Raw genomic sequence first — 26,776 nt, 5'->3', positions numbered from 1 at the left:
GCCCGCACGGGCGGCGGGCGCGTCAAAGGAGGACGTGGAATGAAAACATTATACATAGACTGCCAGGCAGGTATCTCGGGCGATATGTTCGTGGCGGCGCTGCTCGACCTCGGCGCGCCGGAGCAAACGCTGCGCGACGCGCTCGCAAGCCTGCACACCGACGATTTCCGCATCGAGATCACCAAAAAACAGACGCACGGCATCCTCTGCACTGATTACAACGTCATTCTGACACATGAGGAACCCGAGGATGGCAGTGCGCATCATCACGAACACGACCATCATCACGCGGGGGAACATGACCATCACCATGAGCACGTCCACGCGACCGCCGTGCAGGACACGCCGCACAGTGCGCACCACGCCCACCGCAACCTGCACGACATCGAAGCGCTGCTGGACGCCAGCGCGCTTTCCCCCGCCGTGCGGGAGCTGTCCAAAACCATTTTCGGGTTTGTCGCCCGCGCCGAAGCCAAGGTGCACGGCCTGCCGCTGGAGGAAATCCATTTCCACGAGGTGGGCGCGGCGGATTCCATTGCCGACATCGTGGGCGCGGCGGTCTGTGTGGACGCGTTGGGTGCGCAGGACATCCGCTTCTCCCCGCTCACCGAGGGCGGCGGCTTTGTGCGCTGCGCCCACGGGCTGCTGCCGGTGCCCGCGCCCGCCACGGCGGAAATTTTGCGCGCCGCGCGCATCCCCTACCGCACCAAAGACGTGGACGGCGAGATGGTCACACCCACCGGCGCGGCCATCGCGGCGGGGCTCGCGCGCGGGTTTGGCCCCATGCCGGCCATGCGTGTGGAAAAAACGGGCTATGGCGGCGGCAAGCGGGAGTTTCCTCACGCAAACATTTTACGCGCATTTCTGGGAGAAACGGAGCAAACGGCAGACCCGGGGCGCGACCGTGTGCGTGTGCTGGAAACCTGCATCGACGATTCCACCGGCGAAGCGCTGGGCCACGCGCTCGAGCTGCTGTTTGCGGCCGGCGCGGCGGATGCCTATTACACACCGGTATTCATGAAAAAAAACCGCCCCGCCTGGCTGCTCACCGTGCTCTGCGCGCCGGAGCTGGAGGAAACGATGACGGAAATCATCTTCGCGCACACCGGCGCCATCGGCCTGCGCACCCGCGAAAGCGAGCGCATCGTGATGGCGCGCGGCTTCGGCGCGGTGGATACGCCCTACGGCAAGATTCGTCTCAAACGCAGCACGTTCGGCGGCGTGGAAAAGATCAAGCCGGAGTTCGAGTCCCTGCACGCGGCGGCGGAACGCGCGGGCATCCCCATCACACGGGTGGATACCGAGGCGCGGGCACGCGCGGCAGCGGGAGAAGCACGCTGGGAACCGTCCGCACACAGCGGACATCCGTTCGCATAAAAATGATTTTTTATATGGAATTTATGCAAAACATCTTCTGCTGCAGGTTGCTCATCCTGCTTGCACAAGATGTTTTGCAGTTTATTTAAAATAAACTTGCAAAAAACGCGATCTCGCAGTATAATAGGAGCGCTGAACGCAATTTTGACCCGGCAAGCCGTATACAACCCGCCGGGCATTTCTGGAGGACAGGATCCATGTCTAATCTTTCGTCGCTTTCGCGCGAGCAACTGCTGGCGCTCAAAAAACAGCTCACGGAGCAATATGATGCCTGCCGGGCGCAGGGCCTACAGCTAAATATGGCGCGGGGCAAGCCCGGCCGGGAGCAGCTCGACCTCTCCACACCGCTGCTCACCTGTGTGAGCAGTGCGGAAGCCTGCATCTCCGAAGACGGCACCGACTGCCGCAACTACGGGGGTTTAGACGGCCTGCCCGGCATGAAGCGCCTCTTTGCCGACCTGTTGGAGGTGCGGCCTGAAAACGTCATGGTGGGTGGCAACTCCAGCCTGAACCTGATGTATGACACCATCGCCCGCGCCATGCTCTACGGCGTGCTGGGCGGCACCCCGTGGAGCAGGCTGGAGCGGGTCAAATTCCTCTGCCCGGTGCCGGGTTACGACCGGCATTTCACCGTGTGCGAAAGTCTGGGCATCGAAATGGTGCCCGTGGAGATGCGGGAAGACGGCCCCGACATGGCCACAGTGAAAGACCTTGCGAAACACGACCCGGCTGTCAAGGGCATCTGGTGCGTGCCGAAATATTCCAATCCGGAAGGCAAGACCTATTCCGACGCGGTGGTGGACGCATTCGCCGCCCTGCGCCCGGCCGCCGCCGATTTCCGCATCTTCTGGGACAACGCCTATTGCGTGCACCATATTCGCGACGAGCACGACGAGCTGAAGAACATCCTGGACGCCTGCGCCGCGCAGGGCCGGCCGGATATGGTATATCTGTTCACCTCCACCTCCAAAATCACCTTCCCGGGGGCGGGCGTGGCGGCCATGGCGGCCAGCGAGACCAATATTGCCGACATCCGCAGGCACCTCTCCGCCCAGACCATCGGGCCGGATAAACTCAACCAGCTGCGGCACCTGCGTTTCTTCAAAGACCGTGCGGGTGTGGAGGCGCACATGAAAAAGCACCAGGCCATCCTTGCGCCGAAATTTGCGGCGGTGCAGGAGATTTTGCAGGCTGAGCTGGGCGGGCTGGACATTGCCGAATGGACACACCCGCACGGCGGCTATTTCATCAGCTTCAACGCGCCGGACGGCTGCGCCGCCCGCATCGTGCAGCTCTGCCGCGAGGCCGGCGTGGTAACCACCCCGGCGGGCGCGACCTATCCGTACGGGCGCGACCCGCGCGACCGCAACATCCGCATCGCGCCCAGCGTGCCGCCGCTGAGCGAGCTGCGCACCGCCATTTCCCTGTTCACACTCTGCGTAAAGCTCGCAGCGGTGGAAAAACTGGGAACACGCAAGCCCGTCCTCGCCTGATTTCTTCCGCACATCTTCAAGCCCGCCCTTCCCGTTTACCGGGACAGGCGGGCTTTTTTGCAGGCTTTCCGGCAGCACAGACTTCAGCATCTCGGCCGACCGTGCTATAATACAACTGTGTAAAAACGGTACGGAAAGGGATGCGCCATGGAATACGACTGCCTGATTGTGGACGACGAAGAAGCGCTGGCACAGAGCACCTGCGACTATTTCAACCTGTTTGAGGTCAGCACCGCGTGGGTGCCCGGCATGCCCGCCGCCCTTACCTTTCTGCAGGCCAACCGTGCGGAAGTCATTTTGCTGGACATCAACCTGCCGGACGGCTCGGGGTTTTCGCTCTGCAAACACCTACGGCAGACCAGCGACACGCCCATCCTGTTCATCAGCGCACGCACCAGCGACGACGACCAGATCCTCGCGCTGGGCATCGGCGGCGACGATTATATCCAGAAGCCCTACTCGCTCAGCGTGCTGCTGGCCAAGGTGCGCGCGGTGCTCAAACGGCGGCGCGCAGGCACCGCCGCCCGTTACGCGTCCGCGTTCTCCTGCGGTGATCTCTCCATCGAGTTTGACGCCGGGCGCGTACGAAAAAGCGGTGCGCCGCTCACGCTGAAAGCGATGGAATACAAGCTGCTGGCCTACCTGGTGCAAAACCGCGGGCGCATCATCCCCAAAGAGGAGCTGTTCCGCAACGTGTGGGAGGACGCCGTCACCGGGGACGGCACGCTCAACGTCCACATCCGCCGCCTGCGCGAAAAGATCGAACAAGACCCCAACCATCCCGTCCACATCCTCACCGTTTGGGGAACGGGCTATCGTTTTGAAGGAGACGCGCCATGAACCTCAAACCGCTCTATGCGTTCATGGCGCTGTTTTGCGCGGCCGGCGCCATTCTCCTGTTTTTCATCCTGCGCGGTGGAGAAAACGACGTGCCGGTGGCGGCCTATAACGACATCGCACGCTCACTTGGTGAACAGTGGAACCGTCTGGACAAGCACGACCTGCCCGGCCTTTCCTACCACATCGACTATGCGGTGCTGGACTTAAACGGCAACGTGCGCGCCGCCACCCACGCGGGGCTGGATGAGCCCACCGTTTTCTCCGCCGTCAGGCGCCGGGACACCGTGCTGGACATCTCTGCAAACGGCGTCGTGGTGGGCAACGTGCTGTTTTACAGCCACGCCGCGCAGGACCGGCAGGCGCAGCGGCAAGCGCTGTTCTTTGCCGGGCTGCTCCTGCTGGCACTGCCGCTGCTGTTCTGCATAGGGTTCTCGCTCTGGCTGCGGCACTCGCTCATTCACCCGTTCCGGCTGCTCGACGCGTTTGCCAGGCGGGTGGCGGCGGGCAATCTCGACATCCCGCTCGCCATGGACAAGGAAAACCTGTTCGGGCCGTTCACCGAAAGCTTCGACCTCATGCGCGACGAGCTGGCGCGCGCAAAAGAGAACGAATACCGTGCCAACCGCAGCAAAAAGGAACTGGTGGCCTCGCTCAGCCACGACATCAAAACCCCGGTCGCCTCCATCCTTGCGGTGACGGAACTGATGCTGGTGCGCGAGCCGGATGCCGCCGCGCGCAAAAACTGGGAGACCGTCCACGCCAAAGCGGAACAGATCAGCCTGCTCATCAACAATCTGTTCCACGCGTCGCTGGAGGAACTGCAAAAGCTGCCGGTGGAACCCTCTGAAGAAAACAGCGCCGCGTTGGGGGAAATGCTCCGCGCGGCAGACTACAACGGGCGGACAGCCGTTTCACCCATCCCGCCCTGCCTGCTGCGGTTCGACCGCCTGCGGCTCCAACAGGTGTTCGACAACATCATCCACAATTCCTATAAATATGCCGACAGCGCCATTCTGGTCACCTTCATTTTCGAGGGTGCGGCGCTTTCCGTCACCATCGCGGACAACGGCCCGGGCGCGCCGCCGTCCGACCTCGCGTTGCTCTGCAACAAATTCTACCGCGGCAAAAACGCCGCCGGAAAAAGCGGCTCCGGCCTGGGACTCTACCTCTCCCGCTACCTGATGGAACAGATGGGCGGTACTCTCGCCTGTGAGAATCGCCTGCGCGGGGAGACCGTCTGCGGGTTTGCCGTGCGGCTGCATATCCCGTTCCCCGCCGCATCTGTCCGGTAAACCCGCAGAAATTAAGAAACGGTTAAGGATCGCGTAAAGACCTGTTAAGGCACATGCAGGTAGAATGAAGGCACGATAAACCGAACGTGCGGCGCGGCCGGCTTGCCGCATGCGCAAAGCCCTCTCGCGCCGCACAAGCAGGCTGTGCCTGCCGAAAGGATGATTTGCATGTCACAGGCGATCGTGACCACACAGAAACTCTGCAAGACCTTTTCACAATCCGGCCTGCAGCAGCATGTGCTCAAAAACCTCGATCTGGAGATCCGCGAAGGCGATTTCACCGTCATCATGGGGGCCTCCGGCGCGGGCAAATCCACGCTGCTCTACGCGCTTTCCGGCATGGACCGGCCCACGCTGGGCGGCATCCGCTTCGCCGGGCAGGATATCTCCCGCATGAACAACGACCAGCTCGCCGTGTTCCGCCGCCAAAACTGCGGATTCGTGTTCCAGCAGGTTTTTTTGATGGACAGCATGAGCGTGATGGACAATGTGCTGGCCTGCGGTCTGCTGGCGGGAGGAGAGCGCAAAGCCGTCGCCGCCCGTGCCAAAGCCCTGTTTGAGCAGGTGGGTCTGCGTGAAGCGGACTGGAAGAAGTTTCCCTCGCAGCTTTCGGGGGGCGAGGCGCAGCGCGCGGGGATGGTGCGCGCACTCATCAACACGCCCAAAGTCGTGTTTGCCGACGAGCCCACCGGCGCGCTCAACTCCGCCTCCGGCAAGGCGGTGCTGGATGTGCTCACCCAGGTGCATCAAAACGGGCAAAACGTCGTGATGGTCACGCATGACCTGCGCTCGGCGCGGCGCGGCAACCGCATCCTGTACCTGAAAGACGGTGTGGTCTGCGGGGAGTGCGGCCTGGGCTCGTATGTCGGCGGCGACCGCACCCGGCACGACAAGCTGACGGCGTTTTTAAAGGAAATGGGGTGGTGAGCATGCAAAGCGTCTGGATGCTGGCCGCCGCCAACCTGCGCAGGCACAAGAGCGCGGGCATCACACTGGGGCTGCTCACCCTCATCGCGGCCCTGCTGCTCAACCTCGGTCTCCTGAACCTGACCAACCTGCCGCGCATTTTCGACCAGAAACGCACGGAACTGCATACGCCGGACTTCGTAGCCACTTTGCCCGACAGCATCGGCGCCGCCAAGCAGGCGGAACTGGAACGCTTCATCTCTACATACAAAGGCGTGACCGGGACCTCACAGGAAACGGCGCTGTATTACCGCGCCGCTTCCTTCCCCATCGGCGGCTCTGCTTTCTCCACCTCCGTCGCCGTGGAAAGCAGCGGCGAAGCAAAACATCTCTCATTCGTGGGCGCAAGGGCGGCGGAAACCAATGAGTCCATCTATGTCCCCTACATGCTCTCCACCAAAGGCTACCGGCTGGGGGACACGCTCAAACTCACCATTCTCGGAAAAACCTATGCGTTTCGCATCGCGGGCTTTGAGGAAGACCTGCTCTGGGGCAACACCATGACCGGCAGCATGCGGTTCTTCCTGCCGGACAGCGCCTATCGGGCATTTGCCACCCTGCCGGAAAATGCCCCCGCGAAGAGCGTGCTGTTCAACGCCTACACCAAAACCTTATCGGATGCGGCCGACCTGTCCAACGCGTTTTTGCTTCAGGCAAGCTCCGACAACCAAGGGGAACTGCCCTGGAGGCTGAGCATCAACAACACCAAGCTTGCGGTATCCATGCCGGTGATGATCGGTGCGGCGCTGGAGATTTCTTTCGCCTTTGTGGTGGCACTCATCGTACTGCTGGTGGTGCGCTTCCGCATCGTGGGCAGCATTGAGGAAGACATCCGCAACATCGGCGCACTTGAGGCCGTGGGATACACCGGCAGGCAGATCCGCGCCGCGTTCCTGCTTCAGTTTTTGCTAACGGGTTTGGCGGGAGGGATCGCAGGCATCGGCCTTTCCTATGCCGTCGCCATCCCGCACAGCCAGTCACTGGCGGCACAGACCGGCCTGAACTGGCAGCAGGGATTCGACCCGGCGGTCAGCCTGCTCACGCTTGCCATCCTTCTCAGCTGTGTGGCGCTGGTCGCTTTGGTGGCCGCCTCCCGCATCCGCAAACTGCCGGTCATCACGGCGCTGCGCGGCGGCATCACCACCCACAGCTTCCGCAAAAACCACCTCTCGCTGGAAACCTCGCGCGGTCCGCTCAGCCTGCTTCTGGCCTGCAAATCCATATGGGCGGACGCCAGGCAGAACATTGCACTGGGCATCATCTTCGCGGCAGTGTCGTTCGCGGCGGTCTTCACGTTCCTGCTATTTTATAATTTCGGCGTAGACAACACGGCCGTCATGCACCTGATGGGCGGTGAGCCGGACGACATCTCTGTCGAAATGAAAAGCGGCGCGGACATTCAGACGCTGCAGCAAAATATCCGCGCTCTGCCGCACGTCACGCAGGCGCTCACATATGATGTCCCCATGGTGGAGACCGACGGCCAGGCCAGTTACGGTGCCGTCACCCCGGATTTCGGCCTGCTCAAAAACAACCAGACTTACGGGGGGCGCTATCCCAAGCATGACAACGAAGTGGCCATCGGCGGCGTGCTGGCCGGGCACCTGCATAAAGGCATCGGGGACACCGTGCGCATTACCGCAGGAGGCCGGAGCGCCGACTATCTCATCACCGGCCTGACCCAGAGCATCAACGACCTGGGCACGGGCAGTTACCTCACCGAGGACGGTTTCCGCCGCATCTCGCCGCAATTCGTCCCCTCCTATCTGTTCGTCTATATGGAAAATCATACGCACATTTCCGACACCATACAAACCATCAACACCCGGTTTGGTGCACAGGTCACCGGCGTTTCCAATGACCATGCAACCGCACGGAACATTCTGGGCACCTATGGAACAGTGGTGGCCGTATTTGCCTCGCTGATGTTCGCGGTGATGGCACTGATCGTCGTCCTGATCCTGGTGCTGCTCACCGGTGCGATGCTGGTGCGCCGCAGACAGGAATTCGGCATTCAGAAAGCGCTGGGGTTCACCACCGGGCAGCTCATGCGGCAGGTCGCACTCAGCTTTCTGCCGGTGGGCATCATCGGCGCACTGGCGGGCTGCCTGCTGGGGCAATCCTTTGCCAACCCGCTTGTCAGCGCTCTCTTCCGCGCGATGGGGCTTTTGAAGCTGGACTTCATTCTCCCCGCCGCCACCGTGCCGACGGTCTGCATCCTCATCGCACTGCTCACCTACGGCATTTCCATGCTGGCGGCCCGGCGTGTGCGGCGCATTTCCCCCTGCGTATTGCTATCCGACTAAGCCTATTAAACCACAAAAAAGGACTGCGGTATACTGCAGTCCTTTTTTGCACCAATGCCGAAAATCTATGCCGAAACTGCTGAATTGTTTTCGTTCTCCGTTGCCGCGACGGTGGACGCGGACGCGGCGGACGACGCCGTCGAGTCGGACGCGGTGCCCGCGCTGTCGCTCTGCGTGCCCAGAATCGTGATCGCCGACGCTTTGCCACTGCTGTCGAGTTCGACTTTCACAATCGTCCCCACCGTGATATCGGACAGAGAAGCCGATGTGTCGGCGGACGAAGCGGCACTGTCGGTCGAGGAAGTCGTGTCGGACGAGCTGCCCGGCGCCTGCCCACCGGACGGACGGGTCATTTTCGTGATGGTCGCGCCATCCGCGGCCGTGACGGTCTGGGCCTTACCGGTCAGCGTCAGGCCGGGCATCCCACCCCCCGCAGGCACGTTGCCCGCACCACCGGACGCGGTGCCCTGATCCGGCGGCGTGCCGTTCTGGCTACCGGATGCGGTACCCCGCCCGCCACCCGGGCCGCCCTGGCCACCGCCCATCGTTCCCAGCGCCAACGTGATGGTTGACCCGTTTACGGCGGTCACCTTGCCGTAAAGAGTATTCGCGGACGAACCGCTGCCGCCGGACGAGGACGACGCAACGGAAACCGCCTTGCTGCCGCACGCGGCCAAAGCCGCCGCGCATACCACTGCCGCCACCAGTAAAACAGCCGGTTTCCACCATTTCCATTTGACCATATAAGAATCCACTCCTATTCTCTGCCATGGGTGTTCGTTCGACTGCACCCAGTATGGCGGGGCAACGTGAAAGCCGTATGGTCATCCGATGAAAATCGCAGAATTTTTTCAAAAAACAGGCGCGGCGTGCCTCTGCCTCATACGGAAACGCGCCGCGCCGATCTATATCCAATTATTTTGCGACGATATTGATGAGTTTCCCTTTAATAAAAATGACCTTGACGACCTGCTTGCCCTCCACATTGGCCTGCACGCGCGGCAGTTCCAGCGCGGCGGTCTGCACGGTCTGCTGATCGGCGTCCGCGTCCATTTCCACCGTGCCGCGCAGTTTGCCGCAAACCTGCACCGCGATCCGCACGCGGGCATCCACACATTTGGCCTCGTCATAAGTCGGCCATTTCTGCGCGTTCAGCCGCCCGCCAAGGCCGGTGACCTCCCAAAGTTCCTCGGTGATGTGCGGCGCGAACGGGTTGAGCAGCAGCAAAAACGTGCGCCATTCCCCGCGCGACGCGCCCTCCTTGGCAAAACGGTTGAGCAGGGTCATCAGCGCGGCGATGGCCGTGTTGAATTTCATGCTCTCGATGTCGCCCGTGACCTTTTTAATGGTCTTGTGCAGGTCGCTTTCCAGTTCCGGGCGGTAGCCGTCGCCCGGCAGAAGTTTTTCCTGCAAGTTCCAGACACGCTCCAGGAAACGTTTGCTGCCGCGGATGCCGGTGTCCGACCACGGGGCGGCCTTTTCAAAATCCCCGATGAACATTTCATACAGCCGCAGCGTATCCGCGCCGTAGGCTTTCACCATCTCGTCCGGATTGACGACGTTGCCGCGCGATTTGGACATTTTTTCGCCGTTTTCACCCAGAATCATGCCGTGGCTCGTCCGCTTCTGATACGGCTCCGACGTGGGTACGATGCCTAGATCAAACAGCGCCTTGTGCCAGAAACGCGAATAGAGCAGATGCAACGTGGTGTGCTCCATGCCGCCGTTGTACCAGTCCACCGGCAGCCAGTATCTCAGCGCTTCAGGTGATGCGAGCGCCTTGCCGTTGTGCGGGTCGGTGTAGCGCAGGAAGTACCACGACGAGCCTGCCCACTGGGGCATGGTGTCGGTCTCACGCCGGGCGGGGCCGCCGCAGTGCGGGCAGACGGTGTTCACCCAGTCGGTCATGGCCGCCAGCGGCGACTCGCCGTTGTCCGTCGGCTCATAGGATGCCACTTCCGGCAGGCGCAGCGGAAGCTGGTCTTCCGGCACGGGCACCCAACCGCATTTTTCACAATAGACCAGCGGGATGGGCTCGCCCCAATAGCGCTGGCGGGAAAACACCCAGTCGCGCAGCTTGTAGTTGACCTTAGCCTCGCCGCGGCCGGTCTCCTCCAGCCACGCGATGATTTTTTCTTTGGCCTCTTCGACCGTCAGGCCGTCGAGAAAGCCGGAGTTGACCATCGTGCCGGTCGCGCAGTCGGTAAACGCTTCCTGTTCCACGTTGCCGCCCGCGACCACCTCCACGACAGGCAGGCCGAATGTACGGGCGAACGCGAAGTCGCGTTCGTCATGCGCGGGCACGGCCATGATGGCGCCGGTGCCGTATGTGACCAGCACATAATCCGACAGAAAAATCGGGATTTCTTTGCCGGTGGCGGGGTTGACGGCGCGCACACCCTTGATCTCCACGCCGGTCTTGTCCTTCTGCACCTCAGTGCGCTCAAAATCGGACTTGTGCGCGGCTTCATCCTGATAGGCGCGCACCGCGTCGAGGTTTTCAATCTTGTCCGCCCATTTTTCAAGGATGGGGTGCTCCGGCGCGATGACCATATAGGTGGCGCCGAAGATGGTATCCGGCCTTGTGGTATAGATGAGCAACGGGTCGCCCGCCGCGGTGTCGAACCGCACCTGCGCGCCGGTGGAGCGCCCGATCCAGTTTTTCTGCTGGGTCTTCACGCGCTCGATATAATCGAGACCGTCGAGGTCGTCGATCAGGCGCTGGGCATAGTCGGTGATCTTGAGCATCCACTGGCTCTTGACCTTATGCACCACCTCGCTGCCGCACCGCTCGCAAACGCCGTTCACCACTTCTTCGTTGGCCAGCACGCATTTGCAGGAGGTGCACCAGTTGACGCGCATTTCCTTTTTGTAGGCCAGTCCTTTTTTGAACAGTTGGAGGAAGATCCACTGCGTCCATCTATAATACAACGGGTCGGTGGTGTTGATCTCGCGCGACCAGTCAAACGAAAGCCCCAGCGATTGCAACTGCTGCTTGAAATGTGCCACGTTGTTTTTGGTGACGATCTCGGGGTGGATGTGGTTTTTGATGGCAAAGTTCTCGGTGGGCAGGCCGAACGCGTCCCACCCCATCGGGTACAGAACGTTATAGCCCTCCAGACGGCGCTTGCGGGACACGATGTCCAGCGCCGTATAGGAACGCGGATGCCCCACATGCAGCCCCTGCCCGGATGGATAGGGGAATTCGACCAACGCGTAAAACTTCGGTAGTGAAAAATCGTTTTTCGCGTGGAACACACCGGTCTCTTCCCAGAGCTTCTGCCATTTTTTTTCGATAGCGGCGAAATCGTAGTGCACGTTTCAGCCCTCCTGCTTGATCAACTGCTGTATATCGACGCGCTCCCCGTCGGCCCACAGGCGCTCCAGGTTGTAAAACGCGCGGGTGTCCCGGTGGAAGATGTGGATGACCAGCCCGCCGTAATCAAGCACCGCCCAAGTGCCCGAGCGCACGCCCTCGGTGCGCAGCGGCTCCACGCCCGCCTGCGAAAACTGAAATTCCAGCTCCTCCGCCAGCGATTTCACCTGTGTGGTGCTGTTGCCGGTGGCCAGCAGGAAATAATCCGCGATGATGCTGATATTGCCGATCTCAATGGCCGTGAGGTCTTCCGCCTTGCGGTTGTCCAGAATTTCGACTGCTTTTTCCAACAATTCCTTTGAGGTCAGTGCGACCGCCTCCCTGTTCGTTTTGGTTGTTTTTATTATCATAACGGGTCCGCGCGTGCTTTTTCGCGCCCCCGTGCTTTATTGTATCCAGTCTGACGGATTTACGTCCCGTCCGACGAAAAAGCGACGGTGCGCGGGCGGCTCTGCCCATGCACCGCCGCGAGGGCGAACATCCCGTAAGCACAACATTGCCCGCGCGCTTCCGCCTTTTATTTTGCCGCGAGCAAAAGCTCATTGCGCGCTTCCACCGTGCCCAGATGGAGCAGAGCGCCCCTGTCCAACAGGGTGCGGATGGAGCGCTCCAGCGAATCCAGATACCCGGCATCCAGCGAGCGGGCGGCGGCGGCGCGGGCCTGCTCCACGCCGGGATAATCCCGATCCTCGGAAATACAGTCGGCCAGATAAACGATTTTGCCCAGGCGTGAAAGCCCCTTGCGGCCGGTGGTGTGCCAGCGCACGGCTTCCAGAACGTCTTCGTCGGCCACGCCGTACTCGTATTTGAGCAGCGCATACCCCGCGATGGCGTGCCAGAGCTTGGGCGTCACACGCTCAACATCATCAAGCAGTATACTATATTTCTCCATGGTTTGCAACTGCGCGTCGGGCTTCATCTCTTTGGCGATGTCGTGCACCAACCCGGCGAATGCGGCCTGCTCCGGGTCGCCGCCATAGCGCCGGGCCAGCTCCGCCGCCGCCTTGGAAACCATCCGGGAATGATGGCGGCGCTTTTCGCCGAGTGTCTCATCTAAAATTTTTTCAAAACGCTGCGTATCCACCTGATCCCGCCCCTTTGTCATTGTTGAAAGTCCGGTCCAACCGGCCGGTAGAGCCCGTTCTGATAAATATAGTCCCGCACGGCGTCCGGTACCAGCGCGCGCACGTCCCCGCCCTCGGCCAGCGCGTCGCGCACCTCGGTAGAGGAAATGTCCAGCACCGGAATGGCCTCGATGTGGCAGCGCGCGCCGTATTTCCGTTCGAGCAGGCGGGCGTGCTCCTTCAACGAGGGCAGTTCCCCTTCATGGCGGGACGCCGTGCAGAGCACCGCCGTGCGCGCGATCTCGGTAAACCCGTTCCATTCCTCAATGGTGAGGAACATATCCGCTCCCATGAGGAAATACAGTTCGTCGTCCGGATAGAGGCCCGCCAGTTCGCGCAGCGTGTCCACCGTATAGCTTCTGCCGCCGCGGCGGACCTCCACATCCGAAACGGCCAGCGAGGGCATGTCCCGGACCGCCAGCCGGCACATCTCCAACCGGTCGATCGCGGGCAGCAGGTCGTCCACCTCTTTGTGCGGCGGAATGCAGGTGGGCACCAGCAGCACCGTGTCCAGCCCCAGCGCGCGGCAATAGCCGCCCGCCAGATGCAGATGCCCTTTGTGGATGGGGTTGAACGTGCCGCCGAACACGCCGATCTTTTTCAATGCCGCTCCCCCCTCACACCTGCAGCACCGGATGCTCCGGGTTGGCCCGGTAGAGCACGAATCGCGTGCCGATCACCTGCACCACTTCGGCGCCCAGCGCCTGCGCCAGCAGGGTTGCGGCCTCTTTGGCGGTCACCGGCGCGGTCTCCAGCACGCGCAGCTTGATAAGCTCGCGCGCGAGCAACGCGTCTTCCGCCTGCTTTTGCAGCGTTTCGGTCACGCCCTGTTTTCCCACCTGAAACAGGGTGTCGATGGTATTGGCCATGCCGCGCAGAGCGGCGCGCTGTTTGGAAGTCAGCAATAGGATATCCTCCGTTTTTATGATATGATCGTTCACAGGCCGAACAGAGCGCGCTTGTCCGCGTCCGGGTCGTCCGGCACGGAAAGCGTGTCGTGCCAGACCAGCACAGGCAACGGCCCGGCCGGTTCCGGGGGCGACCAGATGTTGAGATACAGGCAGTCTGCCGACTGCTTGCGGTCGATGCCGGCAAGCCGCTCCATAAACCCGCGAGGCTGCGGGCACACCGAGCCGAACCGGGTGGCATCGCGCACGCTGTCCCCGGGTGCGGGCTTCTCAGGCGCGCCAAACCGCCTGGCCCCCACCGGCGGTTTGGCATATGGGATGCCGTGGAACACTCGCACACTCCCATCTTCGGTCCCCCGCACACGTCCATATCTGGTCGGGATGAGATCTGCCGCCATGTTCCAGTTTCCTTTCCCGTCAGTCTTGCGGCGCGAGCGCCTCCGCCAGCGCGCGCAGCGCCCTGCCGCGATGGCTACAGGCATCCTTTTCCTCGCCGGAAAGCGCGGCGAAGGTCTTTCCGCTTTCCGCCTCGATGAACACCGGGTCGTAGCCAAAACCGTCCGTCCCGTCCTTGGCAAACGCGACGCGCCCCTCGCACACGCCTTCCACAGCGATCTCCCTCCCGTCGGGGAAGAGGCAGCAGATGGCGGAAACAAACCGTGCCGTGCGCTTTTCCTCCGGCACGCCGGAAAGCGCGGCCAGCAGTTTGGCGATGCGGTCGTCATCGGTGGCGTGCGCGCCCGCGTACCGCGCCGAATAGACGCCGGGCGCGCCGTCCAGCGCATCCACACACAGACCGGAATCATCCGCCACAGCGGGCCTGCCCGCCGCTTTGCAGACCGCTTCGGCCTTGATACGCGCGTTTTCCGCAAAAGTCGCGCCCGTTTCCTCGGGGTCGCACGCCACGCCCGCCTCGCGCTGAGAAATCACATCATGCCCCAGCGGCGCGAGAATGCGGCGGATCTCCGTCAGTTTATGCGCGTTGCCGGTGGCGGCCACGAATGTCATATCCAGTCTCCTTTATACTTCCAAAATCAACCGTCCTGCCCGGCGGCTTCCTCGTCCGCACCCTGGAACAATGCGTCCACGAACGCGCGGGGATCGAACGGCTGCAAATCGTCGATCTGCTCGCCCACGCCGATGTATTTCACCGGCACACCCAGCTCATGGCGGATGGCGAAGACCACGCCGCCGCGCGCGGTGCCGTCGAGCTTGGTGAGGATGATGCCGGTGAGCCCGGCGGCCTCTTTGAACTGCTTGGCCTGGTTGACGGCGTTCTGCCCGGTGGTCGCGTCGAGCACAAGCAGGTTTTCGCGCGCCGCGCCCGGCAGTTCCCGGTCGATCACGCGGGAAATCTTCGACAGTTCGTCCATCAGGCTCTTTTTATTGTGCAGGCGGCCGGCCGTGTCGCAGATGACCACGTCCGCACCGCGCGCCTTGCCGGCCTGCACCGCGTCGAACACTACGGCGGCGGGATCGGCGCCCTCTTTCTGCTTGACGATGTCCACCCCGGCGCGCTCCGCCCAGATCTCCAACTGGTCGATGGCGGCGGCGCGGAACGTATCCGCCGCGCCCAGCAGCACCGCTTTTCCCTCGGCTTTAAGCTGGGCGGCCAGCTTGCCGATGGTGGTGGTCTTGCCCACGCCGTTGACCCCGATGACCAGCAGCACCGCCGGTGCGGGAGCCAACAGGAGCGACACATCGCCTTCCAGTTCCCCCGTCATCACGGCCTTGAGCGCCTCGCGCACGCCGTCGGTATCGACGATGTGTTCTTTTTTCACCCGGCCGCGCAGCTTTTCGATGAGATAGGTGGAAGTTGCCACACCCACGTCGGAGGAGACCAGCACGTCCTCCAGTTCTTCGAACAGTTCCTCGTCCACCTTGCCGCGCCCGTGGAACACCTGCCCCATCCGCCCCGCGACCGACGCGCGGGTCTTGGCCAGCCCCGCGCGGATCTTATCAAAAACGCCCATGCGTATCCCCCCGTATGCGGGCACGGGGCCGCGTCTGCGCGCATAGCCCCCGAGCCGTTTCCATTACCTGCTATTATACCATGTTTCGGGCGGGGAATACAGGCTTCATCCACGTTTTTGTTCCAGCCCCAGCCTCTCCATCAGTTCGTCGAGATGCAGCGTGAGCAGCTTGGACACGCCCTGGTCCTGCATGGTGACGCCGTAAAGGATGTCGGCCTCGTCCATGGTGCCGCGCCGGTGGGTGATGACGATGAACTGCGTGCTGCCGCAGAGCCTGCGCAGATAGGATGCATAGCGCACCACGTTCTGCTCGTCGAGCGCGGCCTCGATCTCATCGAGCACGCAGAACGGCGACGGCCTCACCTTGAGCAGCGCGAAATAGAGCGCGATGGCCACGAATGCCTGCTCGCCGCCCGAAAGCGACGCGAGATTTTTAATGATCTTGCCCGGCGGCTGCACATGAATCTCAATACCGCAGCCCAGCACGTCCTGCGGATCGGTCAGCTCCAGCCAGGCCCGGCCGCCGCCGAACAGTTCCACGAAAATCGACGCGAAATGCCCGTTGATCTCCGCGAATTTCTTGGAAAACTGTGCGCGCATCTCCCCGGTGAGCCCGCGGATGAGCGTTTCCAGTTCGGCTTTGGAGCGCTCCACGTCGTCGGTCTGGGTCTTCATGAAGGTATAGCGCTCTTCCACTTCACGATATTCATCAATGGCGGCCAGGTTGACGCTGCCCAGCGCCTTGATGTCGTGCCGCAGCGTATTCAGCCGCTTTTCCGCCTCATCCGGGCGCTCCACGCGGGGCACTTCCTTTTCTGCCTGAGAGCGGGTAAGCTCGTATTCCTCCCACAGCTTGGCAATGAGCGCGTCATAGCTGTTCTGCAGCGTCACTTTGCGTTCTTCCAGCCGCGCCAGCTCACGCGACATATTTTCTTTTTCCTCGGCCAGCGCCCGCGAGCCGGCGCGCAGCTCCACCGTGCGGCGCTCAAGGTCCTCGCGCTCGCCCGCACGCTGTTCGGCTTCCCTGCGGCAGTCGGCGGCCTTGGCCCGCAGCACTTCCGCCTGCGCCGTCTGCGCCTGTGCACGTTCCCTGGCCTCCCGCGCTTCTTCCTCCAGCGTGTGCATCCGCAGCGCAAGCGTTTCCGCATGGGCCTTTTTCTCGCTGCGGTGCGCTTCCAGCGCCTCGATGCGCTGCTTGACGGCCTGTACGTCCTTTTCGCCGCCCAACTGCCGCAGGCGGATATCGGTCAGGCGGGCGGTCTGCTCTTCACGCTTCGCGGCCAGCGCTTCACCCTCCACGCCGCAGGCAGCCAGCGCCTGTTCGGCCTGTTCCGCTTCCTGCTCGCAGGCGGCCATCTGTTCTTCCACCGCCTGCGCCTGCGCGCGCAGCGCGGCGGTCTTGTCCATGCAGGCGCGGCGTTCTTCTTCCAGCGAGCGCATATCCGCGCCGAGCAGGTCGGCCTGTTCGGCCAGACGCTTTTCCTCGCCTTCCAGCCGGATGGCCGCTTCCTTTGCCCGTGCCTGTTCGCCGCGTGCGCCGTTCGCTTCGGCCTCCACGGCGGCAAGACTCTCCTTCGCGCGGCGTTCGGCCTGTTCCGCTTCGGCCAGTTGTGCCTGAAGCACGCGCGCTTCTTCTTCCAGCCTGGTGATCTCCGCCTGACGGGAAACCAGCCCTGCGCCCGCCCGGCGCGAACCGCCGGTGAGCGAACCGCCCGCGTTGACCTGCTGCCCGTCCAGCGTGACGATGCGGAACCGGTAACGGAAACGCTTGGCCATCGTGACCGCGCTGTCGAGGTCGCGCGCCACCACGGTGCGCCCGAGCAGATGCTCGGCCACCTCGCGGAAGCGCTCCTCAAACGAAACGAGTTCGGAAGCAATGCCGACATACCCCGCGCAGCCGGCGATCTCGCGCGCGTCCAACAGGCCGCCGCGCACGCTGGTGAGCGGCAGAAACGTGGCACGGCCGCCCTCCGCGCGCTGCAAAAAGCGGATGGCATCCTTGGCGTTTTCTTCGTTTTCCACCACGATGTGCTGTGCCGACGCGCCAAGCGCAGTCTCCACCGCCACCGCCACCTCTGCCGGCGCGGAGAGCAGTTGCGACACCGGCCCGAGGATACCCCGCAGGCTGCCGCGCCGACTCTCGCGCACCACCAGCTTGACACTGTGCGCGAAGCCCTCCAGGTTCTTTTCCATCTCCGCGAGCATCGCTGCGCGCTGGGCACGCTCGCCCGCGCGCAACGACAGAGCGCGCACCCGCTCCTGTTCTTTGGCCAGCTTCTGCCTGCGGGCATCCTGCTTGAGCGTGCAACCCTGCACGGCGTTTTCCAGTGCCTGCACCGTTTCCCGCGCTTTGACCAGGCGGGCCTGCGCGTCCACCAGCATCGTTGCGGCCTGTTCGCGCCGCCGTTCGCGGTCGGCGGCGCTCAGCCCGATCTCCTCCACACGGGCGGCGGCGCTTTCGGCTGCCGCCTGCGCGGCGCTTTTCCGCTGCCCCAACCCGGCCAGCCGGGCGCGCACCTGCGCCAGGCGTGCGGACGCTTCACGCGTCTTCGCGGCCTGTGCGTCCCCCTCCTCGGTCAGCGCCCGTACGTCGCACTCGCAGGCTTCCAGCGTTTCCCGCAGGCCGACCAGCGCGTCCTGTTTCTCGTTTAGTTCCGTCTGCAAAGCAGCCAGCCCGCTTTCGTCCTCGCTGCCGGACCGCTCGTTGCGGGCATGCTCTTCCTCGACTTCGGCACGGGTGCGGTCGGCGCGCGCCGCATCGCCCTCGCACAGCGCGGCCTGCGCTTCACATTGCACAGCCTCCTGCTCGCGGGCGGCGGCTTCTCCGCGCAGGCGGTCGGCTTCCGCCGCCGCTTTCTGCCCCTGCATGTACGCCTCGTCGATGGTACGCTCAACCGTGTCCAGCTTCCGTTCCAACTCATCGTGCCGGGCGCGGGCGATTTCCAGCTTGTTCTCTCCGGCGCGCAGTTCCTCGCGGCGCACATCCAGCAGATGCAGCCACAGCCCGACCTCCAGCGTTCGTTTCTCTTCCGCCAGCGTCAGGTAGCGCTTTGCCTTTTCCGCCTGCTCTTTGAGCGGGCCCACCCGCGCCTCCAGCTCGCTGAGGATATCGCGCAGACGCACGAGATTTTCTTCGGTGGAAGCCAGGCGGCGCTCGGCCTCGGCTTTGCGGAAACGAAATTTGGCGATACCCGCCGCTTCTTCAAAGATTTCGCGCCGGTCCTCGCTGCGGGCACCCACGATCTCGGCGATACGCCCCTGACTGATGACGGCGTACCCGTCGTGCCCGAGGCCGGTATCCATGAACAGCTCGTAGATGTCGCGCAGGCGCACCTGTGCCCCGCCCAGGCGGTACTCGCTTTCGCCCGAACGGTAATATCGCCTGGTAACGGTGACCTCCTCGCTCTCCACCGGCAGCGCATGGTCGCTGTTATCCACCGTGAGGCTCACCTCAGCGTAGCCCAGCGGGCGGCGCACCGGCGTGCCGCCGAAGATGACGTCCTCCATTTTGCCGCCGCGCAGGCTTTTCACCGACATCTCGCCCAGCACCCAGCGAATGGCGTCGCTGATATTGCTTTTGCCGCTGCCGTTCGGACCCACCACGGCCGTGATACCCGGGCCGAAGGTGAGCACCGTTTTGTCAGGAAAGGATTTGAATCCCTGGATGGTCAGCGATTTCAGATACACGCGCGCATCTCCTCTGTCAACATAAATGGTAAAGCGGCGTCAGGCCGGGTCTTTCCACGGTGTTTTCCCGTCCAGCCAGCCGTTGCGCTCCCAGTGCGCATGGTCGGTTGGGCTGAAAACACCCTTTTTGTGCATGGAACGCATGATATAAAACAAAAAGCATGTTTTGACGCCGGGCCTTGCCCGCCCGATCTGCCGCCGGATGGCAGCCGCTGTACACACGGCGCGCTTCTCCAGCTTTTTCCGCTTTTCGCCTTTGACCTCGTCCCACTTTGCGGCCTGCACGTTCGCCGAGAAGCGGTGGATGGCGGGCACCCCCCAGAAAAACAAATGCCTTGCGAGGGCTTTGACCACCTTATCCGCACCACCGCCCGCCGCAGTGGACACCGCCAAGCCCACTTTACGGAACATTTTCGGATGCGGGCGGTGAGGCATCCAGCGGTAGCCCAGATGGTCCAGCAATATCTTGAGCTGCCCGGTCATTCCGAACACATAGCAGGGCGATTCGAGCACGATCAGGTCGGCTTCCTCCAGCGCTTCCGCGACGGGGCGGACGGCATCCGCCTGCGGGCAGTTCTCCTCTCCCTCCAGGAAGCAGCGGTTGCAGCCCACACAGGGCGCGGGCATGTCCTTCGGCATGAAAAATTCCCGGATGGCCGTATCGGGGCCGGAAAGCCTGTCCAGCACCATTTTGGTGAGGTGATATGTACTGCCCTGATGCATCTGCCCGTGCAGAACCGTGATCTTCACATTATCCAGCTCCCCTCTCGTCGCATATCAGGCTATAGCGCATTACAGGCATTTGACCGCGCGCACCGCAAGGGGCGGCAGACCGGGGTCTTCACGGATATGTAAACGGCGGTCCACCCGCGCCTCAAGCGCGAGGAGGTTGCGCCGGTGCTGGCCTGCCACTTTGCCGGTTTCGCCACGCGGGGCGAGCAGGCAGTCGGCACCGGGGGCACGGGCCAGCGCCCGGCGCGCGCGGGTATAGTAGACGCGGCTTTCGCAAAGCTCGCCAAACGCGGGATGCCACGGTCCGGCCAGGAGGTTCTGTTCCAGCGAAGGCTCGGCATGCAGGCCCATCCGCAGCACACGGATGCCTCTGCGGGTAAAATAATCGAACAGCGCGGCACAGAGCAGCACGGCGTCATCCAGCGGCTGGGGTTCATACGTGCCGTCTGCCCACCAGGCGGCCATGCGCGTGCCCCGGAGCACCAGAGCCGGATAAATGCGCACGGTATCCGGATGCAGGGCGGCCAGTTCGCGCGCGGTGCGGCGCGCGCCTGCCGGACCGTCCCCGGGTAGGCCGGTCATCATTTGCAGACCAAGCGAAAACCCCGCACGCCCGACGCGCAAGGCGGCGTCCCGCACCTGCCGGGCGGTGTGGCCGCGGCCGTTCCGGCACAGCACCGCGTCGTCCATGCTCTGCGCGCCAAGCTCGATGGATGTCACGCCGTGTGCCCGCAGCAGCGCCAGCACATCATCGTCCACAGCATCCGGCCGGGTGGAGACACGGATACCCGAAAAGCCGTCCGCACCGAGAAACGGTGCGACGGCTTCCAGAAGTGCCAGCATCTGCCGGCGCGGAATGGCGGTGAAACTGCCGCCGAAAAAGGCGACCTCCGCATCGCGGGAGCGGCTGCCCATTTGCTCCCGGACGCGGGCAAGCGTGCCCGCCACGTCTGCGGGAGACGGCGGGGCGGCCTGCCCGGCGATGCTGCGCTGGTCACAGAACGAGCAGGCGTGCGCGCAGCCCAGATGGGGCACAAAAAAAGCCACGTTCGCTGCTTTGCCCACGGCGTCCTCCTTTTTACTGTCCCATCAGGGAAAGCGCTTCGCGGGCGGCCATCTGCTCAGCTTCCTTCTTGCTGCCGCCGCGCCCTGCGCCGATGCAGTTGTTGTTCAGATGCACTTCCACCAAAAACTGTTTGTCGTGGTCGGGACCGGATTCCCCCACCAGCACATATTCCAGCTTTTCTCCATGGTTTTTCTGGACGATCTCCTGCAGCTCCGTTTTGTAGTCGCGGCGTCCGTTTTCCAAGTGCGCGGCAAAAAAGCTGTCGGCAAAGCGGGTGACAAAGCGTTTGGCTGCGGGGAACCCGCCGTCGATATAGATGGCGGCGATGACGGCCTCGAACGCATCCGCCAGAATGGACGAGCGCTCCCTGCCGCCGGTGTTTTCTTCGCCGCGCCCCAGCCGAAGCCAACGGCCCAACTCCACGGTGCGCGCAAATCCCTGCAGCGAGCGCTCGCAGACCATGGATGCGCGCAGGCGGGTGAGCTCACCCTCCGGCACGCGGGTGTGATGGAAATAAAGGTATTCCGCAGAGATGATCCCCAGCACCGCGTCGCCCAGAAACTCCAGCCGTTCGTTGCTTCCACAGCTGTGCTTCTTCATCTCGTTGGCATATGAGGAATGGGTGAGCGCGTTTTCCAGCAGGCTTTTATCCGCAAACGTATAGCCCAGATTTTTTTCGAGTTCTTCGAGCATGGGTTCCTCCGGTCTTTTTCCGTTTTCTGTTTTTGTGCGTGGGGCGGGCTATTGCCCCAGCATATCCTTCACCGCATCCACGGCGTCGCCGATCGTCACGATGCGGTCCAGTTCGATATCGGAAAGATCGATATCGAATTCGTCGTCCAGAGCCAGCAGAAAATCCGCCACGTCTTCCGGCTCCGCACCCAGTTCTTCGAATGCGGTTTCGGCGCCGAGCTCATCCTCTTCCACATCGAATTGTTCGGCCGCCAGCGCTTTCACGCGTTCAAGCACCACTGCAAACACCTCCCCTGCCGAAATGTTCGATCTGCCGCCCGCCTTTCCATGGAAAAGCGGCATCAGTGGCAGTATATGCCGCGCCCGACCGCACGTGTTTGCTCAGCCCGCAGAGCTGGCCTGCGGCCGGGTTCCCTCGATTTCCGCAATGACATCTTCCTTGACAAACGCCACCGCCTGCCGCACCGCGTTCTGGAACGCGTGTGCGTTGGAACTGCCATGTGCCTTGATGACCGGCTTTTTTAACCCCATCAGCGGCGCGCCGCCGTATTCGGTGTAATCCATCTTCTTTTTGAATCCTTCCAGCGCGGGCTTGAGGACCAGTGCGGCACCCATGGTCAGCATGTTGCGGGTGAACATGCCTTTGATAGTCTGCCCCATGAACAGGCCCATCCCCTCCATCAGCTTGAGGATAATGTTTCCGGTAAAACCATCGGCCACCAGCACGTCGCACGCGCCGAACGGGATGTCGCGCCCTTCCACATTGCCCACGAAACGCAGGGAAGAATTCTTTAGCAGGGCGTAAGCGTCCTGCGCGAGCTGCGTGCCCTTGTGTTCCTCGGCGCCGATGTTGGCCAGACCCACACGCGGGCTCTGAATGGAAAGGATTTTTTCCATATAGATCGCGCCCATATGTCCGAACTGCAACAGCATCTCGGGGCGGCATTCCACATTGGCCCCGCCGTCCAACAGCATAAAGCAGCCGGTCGTGTGCGGCAGGATAGGCGCCAGCGCCGGGCGGCGCAGACCGTCCACGCACCCGATGATGGACCGCGAACCCACCACCATCGCGCCGGTGTTACCCGCGCTGACAAACGCGTCGCCCCGCCCTTCGGCCAGCGCGCGCAGCCCCACGGCCATCGAGCAGTTCTTTTTGCCGCGCAGCACCTCGGTGGGCGCGTCGTCCATCGTCAGCGCGCCGTCCGCTTCCAGGATCTCAATGCCGTCCAGAGGCACGCTTTTTTCATAGGCCACTGCGCGCAGTTTTTCCTTCTCCCCCGTAATCAGGATCTCCACACCGTATTCCTTTACCGCAAGGCGTGCGCCCTCCAACATTTCGTCCGGCGCATTGTCGCCGCCGAGACCGTCCATAATGATCCTCATGCCAAGCTCCATTCTGCCGCGTTATCCGGCGCATATTCAAAGGGTCGTATCTTGACGCCGTCCTCTTTGAGACGGCCGTTTCTTTTAAAAAAGATGTCACCACGCAGCGCGGATGGTATCCAGCGTTTCCAGCGCACGGGCGGAGACTGCCTCATACCGCGCGCGTTTGGCTTTCACCCGCTTTTCCAGCGGCGCAATGATGCCGAAATTGACGTTCATCGGCTGAAACTGTTTGCCGTCCGCCCCGCTGATGTAGTGCGCCAGCGCGCCGATGGCCGTCTTTTCGGTGAAATCCGCCAAAGGCAGGCCCATCGTCTGCCGGGCGCAGTTCAGGCCCGCGTCCAGCCCGGATGCGGCGGATTCGAGATAGCCCTCCACGCCGGTCATCTGCCCAGCGAAAAAGACACGCGGATCGCTTTTGAGCCGGTAGAACCTGTCAAGCAGACCGGGCGCGTTCAGAAAGGTGTTGCGGTGCATCACGCCATACCGCACGAACTCCGCCCGCTCCAGCCCGGGAATCATCGAAAATACCCGTTTCTGCTCAGGAAAACGCAAGTGCGTCTGGAATCCCACCAGGTTGTAGAGGCCGCCGGCCGCGTCGTCGTGCCGCAGCTGCACCACGGCGTACGGCTCCCTCCCGGTCCTCGGGTCGGGCAGACCCACCGGCTTGAGCGGCCCGAACCGCAACGTGTCCCGCCCGCGGGCGGCCATCACTTCCACCGGCATGCAGCCCTCGAACACATGCGGGTCACTTTTTTCAAAGCCGTGCACTTCCGCGGGTTCGGCGGTGAGCAGCGCGTCGTAGAACGCGTCGTATTCTTCTTTGGTCATCGGGCAGTTGATGTAATCGGCGCCGCCTTTGCCGTAGCGCGCGGCAAAATAGACCTTGTCAAAATCGAGGCTTTCGGCGGTGACGATCGGAGCGGCCGCGTCGTAGAAATGCAGCGGCGCTTCGCCGCCGCACGCACGGACGACCGCTTCTGCCATGGCGCCGTCGGTCAGCGGGCCGGTGGCGACCACACAGGGACCCGCCGGGATGTCCGACAGTTCCCGCCGCTCCACCGTGATGCACGGGTGCGCCTCGAGCTTTTCCGTTACCATGCGGGAAAAGCCCGCGCGGTCCACCGCCAGCGCGCCGCCGGCGGGCACGCGGGTGGCGTCCGCGCAGGCGAGGATGAGCGAATCCAGCCGGCGCATCTCCTCCTTGAGCAGACCCACGGCATTGGTCAGGCCTTCGGCCCGCAGGGAATTGGAGCAGACCAGCTCGGCAAAATCCAGGCTGTGGTGCGCGGGGGAGAACCGCGCAGGCTTCATTTCCACCAGCGTGACCTGCGCGCCGCAGTTCGCGGCCTGCCACGCGGCTTCGCAGCCCGCCAGCCCCGCACCAACAACGGTGATCGGGCAGGGTGTGCCGGTCATTTCTTCTCCTCACGGGTGTATCCGCAGCCTTCTTTGGCGCAGTAGACCTGCCCGCCGCGTTTTTTAAACAGGCTGCCGCCACATTGGGGGCATTTTTCCTCCAGCGGCGTGTCCCATGTCATAAACCCGCAGGTGGGGTTATGCTCGCAGCCGAAATATTTCTTGCCGCTCTTGGATTTTTTGGCCAGCACACGCCCGCCGCAGAGCGGGCAGAACGCGCCGGTTTCCTGCACGATGGGCTTGGTGTTTTTGCACTCCGGATAGCCCGGGCAGGCGAGAAATTTGCCGTAGCGCCCGTTTTTGATGACCATCTTGCGCCCGCAGAGCTCACAGACGATGTCGGTCTCCTCGTCGGGCACCTTCATGTGCACGTCCCCGAGTTCTTCCTCGGCCTTTTTGAGGGTATGGTCGAACCCGCCGTAGAAATCGGTGAGCATCTGCACCCAGTTTTCCTCGCCGGTTTCCACCTTATCCAGATCATTTTCCATCTTGGCCGTGAATTCCACATCCACGATGTCGGCAAAATGCTCACGCATCAGCTTGGTGGTCACTTCGCCCAGCGGCGTGGGCACCAGCTGCTTGCCGTCCCGCTCCACATACAGGCGGGCGAGAATGGTGGTGATGGTGGTGGCATAGGTGCTTGGGCGGCCGATGCCGTTTTCCTCCAGCGTCTTGATGAGCGAAGCCTCGGTGTAGCGGGGCGGCGGCTGGGTGAAGTGCTGGTTGCCGTCCAGCTTCTGCACCTGCAGCTCGTCACCTTCGTTCAGCACGGGCAGCGGCTTGCCAGACTCCTTGTTCTCATCCGTCGTCATCTCGTACACGATGGAAAAGCCCTTAAACTTCACCGTGTTGCCCGACGCCTTGAACAGGCAGTCCCCCGCGGTGATGTCCACGCCGACGGTATCGAGCACCTTGTTGGCCATCTGGCTGGCGATGAAACGCTCCCAGATCAGTTTGTAGAGCTTATACTGGTCGGCCGTCAGGCTCTCTTTCACCTGATCGGGCGAAAGCTCCGGCATGGTGGGGCGGATGGCTTCATGCGCATCCTGTGCGTTGGCGCGCGACTTGTAGAAGCGCGGCTTTTCGGGCAGATACTCCCGCCCGAACGTTTCGCCCACATAGGCGAGCGCCGCCTGCTGGGCCTCGGCCGCGATGCGCAGCGAATCGGTACGCATGTAGGTGATGAGACCGATGGCGCCGTAGCCCTTCACATCCACGCCTTCATAGAGTTCCTGTGCGGCGCGCATGGTGCGCCGGGCCTGGAACCCCAGACGCCGGGACGCCTCCTGTTGAAGGGTAGAGGTGGTAAACGGCGGCGCGGGCGACTTTTTGCGCTCGCTCTTTTTGACGGTGCGCACCACGAACGGCACCTCGCCGGACACTTGGATGCCTTCGGGTGTTTCCGTGGCTCCAAGCGCCCTGAGGATCGCGTCGGCCTCCTCCTTGCTCTTGATTTCGACCTTCTTGCCGTCCAGCCCGCCGTGGAAGTGAGCGGGAAACGGCTTTTTGGAACCGGGCGCGAGGAGCTCCGACGCGTCGATGGTCCAGTATTCCTCAGGCACAAAAGCACGGATCTCATCCTCACGGTCCACAATCAGCCGCACCGCCACCGACTGCACACGACCGGCGGAAAGGCCCGGGCGGATCTTCTTCCACAAAAACGGGCTGAGCTGGTAGCCCACGATGCGGTCGAGGATACGTCTGGCCTGGTAGGCGTTGACGAGATCAAGGTCAATGGAGCGCGGATTCTTGATGCCGTCCTTGACGGCGGTCTTGGTGATCTCGTTGAACGTGACGCGCAGCGCCGTTTTTTCATCCAGCCCCAGCAGGTTGGCCAAATGCCAGCTGATGGCTTCCCCCTCGCGGTCGGGGTCGGTGGCGAGGAAGATCTTGGTGCTGTTCCTGGCTTCCTTTTTCAAGGACTTGATGAGGGGCGCCTTGCCGCGGATGGGAATGTATTTGGGTGTGAAGCTGTTTTCGATGTCCACGCCCATCCGGCTCTTGGGCAGGTCGCGCACATGCCCCATCGACGCGACGACCGTATACCCGCGCCCGAGATATTTTTTGATCGTATGGGCCTTCGCCGGTGATTCCACGATTACCAAATTTGACATGTATCTAAATCCTTTACGGTAGTTAAT

Annotated in this window: 23 protein-coding genes; 6 read left to right on the top strand and 17 right to left on the bottom strand. The window is 62.6% G+C overall.

Annotated elements, in window-relative coordinates; genetic code table 11:
• The first annotated feature begins 39 nt into the window (after nucleotides 1-39).
• The 6 genes from larC (at nucleotide 40) to ETHHA_RS01705 (ending at nucleotide 8,274) form a co-directional block, all read left to right on the top strand.
• Complete coding sequence (gene larC / locus ETHHA_RS01730) at nucleotides 40-1,377, top strand: nickel pincer cofactor biosynthesis protein LarC (protein WP_013484302.1); 1,338 nt, start codon at nucleotides 40-42, stop codon at nucleotides 1,375-1,377.
• A gap of 197 nt (nucleotides 1,378-1,574) precedes the next feature.
• Nucleotides 1,575-2,870, top strand: coding sequence for an aspartate aminotransferase type Ic (locus ETHHA_RS01725; protein ID WP_013484301.1), 1,296 nt, complete (start codon nucleotides 1,575-1,577; stop codon nucleotides 2,868-2,870).
• 147 nt (nucleotides 2,871-3,017) lie between these two features.
• A complete protein-coding gene (locus ETHHA_RS01720) occupies nucleotides 3,018-3,710 on the top strand; it encodes a response regulator transcription factor (protein ID WP_013484300.1) in 693 nt (230 codons plus the stop codon).
• Nucleotides 3,707-5,002, top strand: coding sequence for a HAMP domain-containing sensor histidine kinase (locus ETHHA_RS01715; protein ID WP_013484299.1), 1,296 nt, complete (start codon nucleotides 3,707-3,709; stop codon nucleotides 5,000-5,002). Before ETHHA_RS01720 ends, ETHHA_RS01715 begins: the two co-directional genes overlap by 4 nt.
• Before the next feature lie 168 nt (nucleotides 5,003-5,170).
• A complete protein-coding gene (locus tag ETHHA_RS01710) occupies nucleotides 5,171-5,929 on the top strand; it encodes an ABC transporter ATP-binding protein (protein WP_013484298.1) in 759 nt (252 codons plus the stop codon).
• Between the two features lie 2 nt (nucleotides 5,930-5,931).
• The gene (locus tag ETHHA_RS01705; protein WP_013484297.1) at nucleotides 5,932-8,274 is read left to right on the top strand and encodes an ABC transporter permease; all 2,343 of its coding nucleotides are present in this window, start codon (nucleotides 5,932-5,934) and stop codon (nucleotides 8,272-8,274) included.
• Between the two features lie 65 nt (nucleotides 8,275-8,339).
• Here ETHHA_RS01705 and ETHHA_RS14240 read toward each other — a convergent pair whose 3' ends face one another.
• The 17 genes from ETHHA_RS14240 to topA all read right to left on the bottom strand — a co-directional run bounded on the left by ETHHA_RS14240 (nucleotide 8,340) and on the right by topA (nucleotide 26,749).
• Nucleotides 8,340-9,017 (bottom strand): hypothetical protein, encoded by a 678-nt coding sequence (locus ETHHA_RS14240; protein WP_013484296.1) that lies wholly within the window; start codon nucleotides 9,015-9,017, stop codon nucleotides 8,340-8,342.
• A gap of 172 nt (nucleotides 9,018-9,189) precedes the next feature.
• Nucleotides 9,190-11,592: a leucine--tRNA ligase gene (leuS, locus tag ETHHA_RS01695; RefSeq protein WP_013484295.1), complete on the bottom strand. Its 2,403-nt coding sequence runs from the start codon at nucleotides 11,590-11,592 to the stop codon at nucleotides 9,190-9,192.
• A gap of 3 nt (nucleotides 11,593-11,595) precedes the next feature.
• Entirely contained in the window at nucleotides 11,596-12,000 is a 405-nt protein-coding gene (rsfS, locus tag ETHHA_RS01690; RefSeq protein ID WP_013484294.1) for a ribosome silencing factor, read from the bottom strand.
• Between the two features lie 167 nt (nucleotides 12,001-12,167).
• The gene (gene yqeK / locus ETHHA_RS01685) at nucleotides 12,168-12,734 is read right to left on the bottom strand and encodes a bis(5'-nucleosyl)-tetraphosphatase (symmetrical) YqeK (protein ID WP_041687023.1); all 567 of its coding nucleotides are present in this window, start codon (nucleotides 12,732-12,734) and stop codon (nucleotides 12,168-12,170) included.
• A gap of 17 nt (nucleotides 12,735-12,751) precedes the next feature.
• The gene (nadD, locus tag ETHHA_RS01680) at nucleotides 12,752-13,378 is read right to left on the bottom strand and encodes a nicotinate-nucleotide adenylyltransferase (RefSeq protein WP_013484292.1); all 627 of its coding nucleotides are present in this window, start codon (nucleotides 13,376-13,378) and stop codon (nucleotides 12,752-12,754) included.
• A gap of 13 nt (nucleotides 13,379-13,391) precedes the next feature.
• The gene (locus tag ETHHA_RS01675) at nucleotides 13,392-13,679 is read right to left on the bottom strand and encodes a YhbY family RNA-binding protein (RefSeq protein WP_013484291.1); all 288 of its coding nucleotides are present in this window, start codon (nucleotides 13,677-13,679) and stop codon (nucleotides 13,392-13,394) included.
• A gap of 32 nt (nucleotides 13,680-13,711) precedes the next feature.
• Nucleotides 13,712-14,080: a carboxylesterase family protein gene (locus tag ETHHA_RS14900; RefSeq protein ID WP_013484290.1), complete on the bottom strand. Its 369-nt coding sequence runs from the start codon at nucleotides 14,078-14,080 to the stop codon at nucleotides 13,712-13,714.
• Between the two features lie 19 nt (nucleotides 14,081-14,099).
• Nucleotides 14,100-14,690: an RdgB/HAM1 family non-canonical purine NTP pyrophosphatase gene (gene rdgB / locus ETHHA_RS01665; RefSeq protein WP_013484289.1), complete on the bottom strand. Its 591-nt coding sequence runs from the start codon at nucleotides 14,688-14,690 to the stop codon at nucleotides 14,100-14,102.
• 26 nt (nucleotides 14,691-14,716) lie between these two features.
• Entirely contained in the window at nucleotides 14,717-15,655 is a 939-nt protein-coding gene (gene ftsY, locus ETHHA_RS01660) for a signal recognition particle-docking protein FtsY (RefSeq protein ID WP_013484288.1), read from the bottom strand.
• Between the two features lie 105 nt (nucleotides 15,656-15,760).
• Complete coding sequence (gene smc, locus ETHHA_RS01655; RefSeq protein WP_013484287.1) at nucleotides 15,761-19,342, bottom strand: chromosome segregation protein SMC; 3,582 nt, start codon at nucleotides 19,340-19,342, stop codon at nucleotides 15,761-15,763.
• Nucleotides 19,343-19,381: 39 nt separating this feature from the next.
• Nucleotides 19,382-20,092 (bottom strand): flavodoxin family protein, encoded by a 711-nt coding sequence (locus ETHHA_RS01650; protein WP_013484286.1) that lies wholly within the window; start codon nucleotides 20,090-20,092, stop codon nucleotides 19,382-19,384.
• A gap of 42 nt (nucleotides 20,093-20,134) precedes the next feature.
• On the bottom strand, nucleotides 20,135-21,139 hold the full coding sequence (locus ETHHA_RS01645; protein WP_013484285.1) for an elongator complex protein 3: 1,005 nt from the start codon (nucleotides 21,137-21,139) through the stop codon (nucleotides 20,135-20,137).
• A 13-nt stretch (nucleotides 21,140-21,152) separates the two neighbouring features.
• A complete protein-coding gene (gene rnc, locus ETHHA_RS01640; RefSeq protein WP_013484284.1) occupies nucleotides 21,153-21,833 on the bottom strand; it encodes a ribonuclease III in 681 nt (226 codons plus the stop codon).
• 48 nt (nucleotides 21,834-21,881) lie between these two features.
• Nucleotides 21,882-22,112 carry a phosphopantetheine-binding protein gene (locus tag ETHHA_RS01635; RefSeq protein ID WP_013484283.1) on the bottom strand — a complete coding sequence of 77 codons (231 nt, stop codon included), beginning with the start codon at nucleotides 22,110-22,112 and terminating at the stop codon, nucleotides 21,882-21,884.
• 102 nt (nucleotides 22,113-22,214) lie between these two features.
• On the bottom strand, nucleotides 22,215-23,216 hold the full coding sequence (plsX, locus tag ETHHA_RS01630) for a phosphate acyltransferase PlsX (RefSeq protein WP_013484282.1): 1,002 nt from the start codon (nucleotides 23,214-23,216) through the stop codon (nucleotides 22,215-22,217).
• A gap of 96 nt (nucleotides 23,217-23,312) precedes the next feature.
• A complete protein-coding gene (gene trmFO / locus ETHHA_RS01625; protein WP_013484281.1) occupies nucleotides 23,313-24,635 on the bottom strand; it encodes a methylenetetrahydrofolate--tRNA-(uracil(54)-C(5))-methyltransferase (FADH(2)-oxidizing) TrmFO in 1,323 nt (440 codons plus the stop codon).
• Nucleotides 24,632-26,749: a type I DNA topoisomerase gene (gene topA / locus ETHHA_RS01620; protein ID WP_013484280.1), complete on the bottom strand. Its 2,118-nt coding sequence runs from the start codon at nucleotides 26,747-26,749 to the stop codon at nucleotides 24,632-24,634. The genes trmFO and topA overlap by 4 nt, the downstream gene beginning before the upstream one ends.
• Between the last annotated feature and the right edge of the window lie 27 nt (nucleotides 26,750-26,776).

This window comes from Ethanoligenens harbinense YUAN-3, from assembly GCF_000178115.2.
In the GTDB taxonomy this organism is placed as follows: Bacteria; Bacillota; Clostridia; order Oscillospirales; family Ethanoligenentaceae; genus Ethanoligenens; species Ethanoligenens harbinense.
Note: the sequence above shows the minus strand (reverse complement) of the source record. Positions and strands in the feature narration are given on the sequence as shown.

Coding starts and splice junctions, on each gene's coding strand:
- larC (WP_013484302.1), top strand. CDS start 40: ATGAAAACATTATACATAGACTGCCAGGCAGGTATCTCGGGCGATATG.
- ETHHA_RS01725 (WP_013484301.1), top strand. CDS start 1,575: ATGTCTAATCTTTCGTCGCTTTCGCGCGAGCAACTGCTGGCGCTCAAA.
- ETHHA_RS01720 (WP_013484300.1), top strand. CDS start 3,018: ATGGAATACGACTGCCTGATTGTGGACGACGAAGAAGCGCTGGCACAG.
- ETHHA_RS01715 (WP_013484299.1), top strand. CDS start 3,707: ATGAACCTCAAACCGCTCTATGCGTTCATGGCGCTGTTTTGCGCGGCC.
- ETHHA_RS01710 (WP_013484298.1), top strand. CDS start 5,171: ATGTCACAGGCGATCGTGACCACACAGAAACTCTGCAAGACCTTTTCA.
- ETHHA_RS01705 (WP_013484297.1), top strand. CDS start 5,932: ATGCAAAGCGTCTGGATGCTGGCCGCCGCCAACCTGCGCAGGCACAAG.
- ETHHA_RS14240 (WP_013484296.1), bottom strand. CDS start 9,017: ATGGTCAAATGGAAATGGTGGAAACCGGCTGTTTTACTGGTGGCGGCA.
- rsfS (WP_013484294.1), bottom strand. CDS start 12,000: ATGATAATAAAAACAACCAAAACGAACAGGGAGGCGGTCGCACTGACC.
- ETHHA_RS14900 (WP_013484290.1), bottom strand. CDS start 14,080: ATGGCGGCAGATCTCATCCCGACCAGATATGGACGTGTGCGGGGGACC.
- rdgB (WP_013484289.1), bottom strand. CDS start 14,690: ATGACATTCGTGGCCGCCACCGGCAACGCGCATAAACTGACGGAGATC.
- ftsY (WP_013484288.1), bottom strand. CDS start 15,655: ATGGGCGTTTTTGATAAGATCCGCGCGGGGCTGGCCAAGACCCGCGCG.
- rnc (WP_013484284.1), bottom strand. CDS start 21,833: ATGCTCGAAGAACTCGAAAAAAATCTGGGCTATACGTTTGCGGATAAA.
- plsX (WP_013484282.1), bottom strand. CDS start 23,216: ATGAGGATCATTATGGACGGTCTCGGCGGCGACAATGCGCCGGACGAA.
- trmFO (WP_013484281.1), bottom strand. CDS start 24,635: ATGACCGGCACACCCTGCCCGATCACCGTTGTTGGTGCGGGGCTGGCG.
- topA (WP_013484280.1), bottom strand. CDS start 26,749: ATGTCAAATTTGGTAATCGTGGAATCACCGGCGAAGGCCCATACGATC.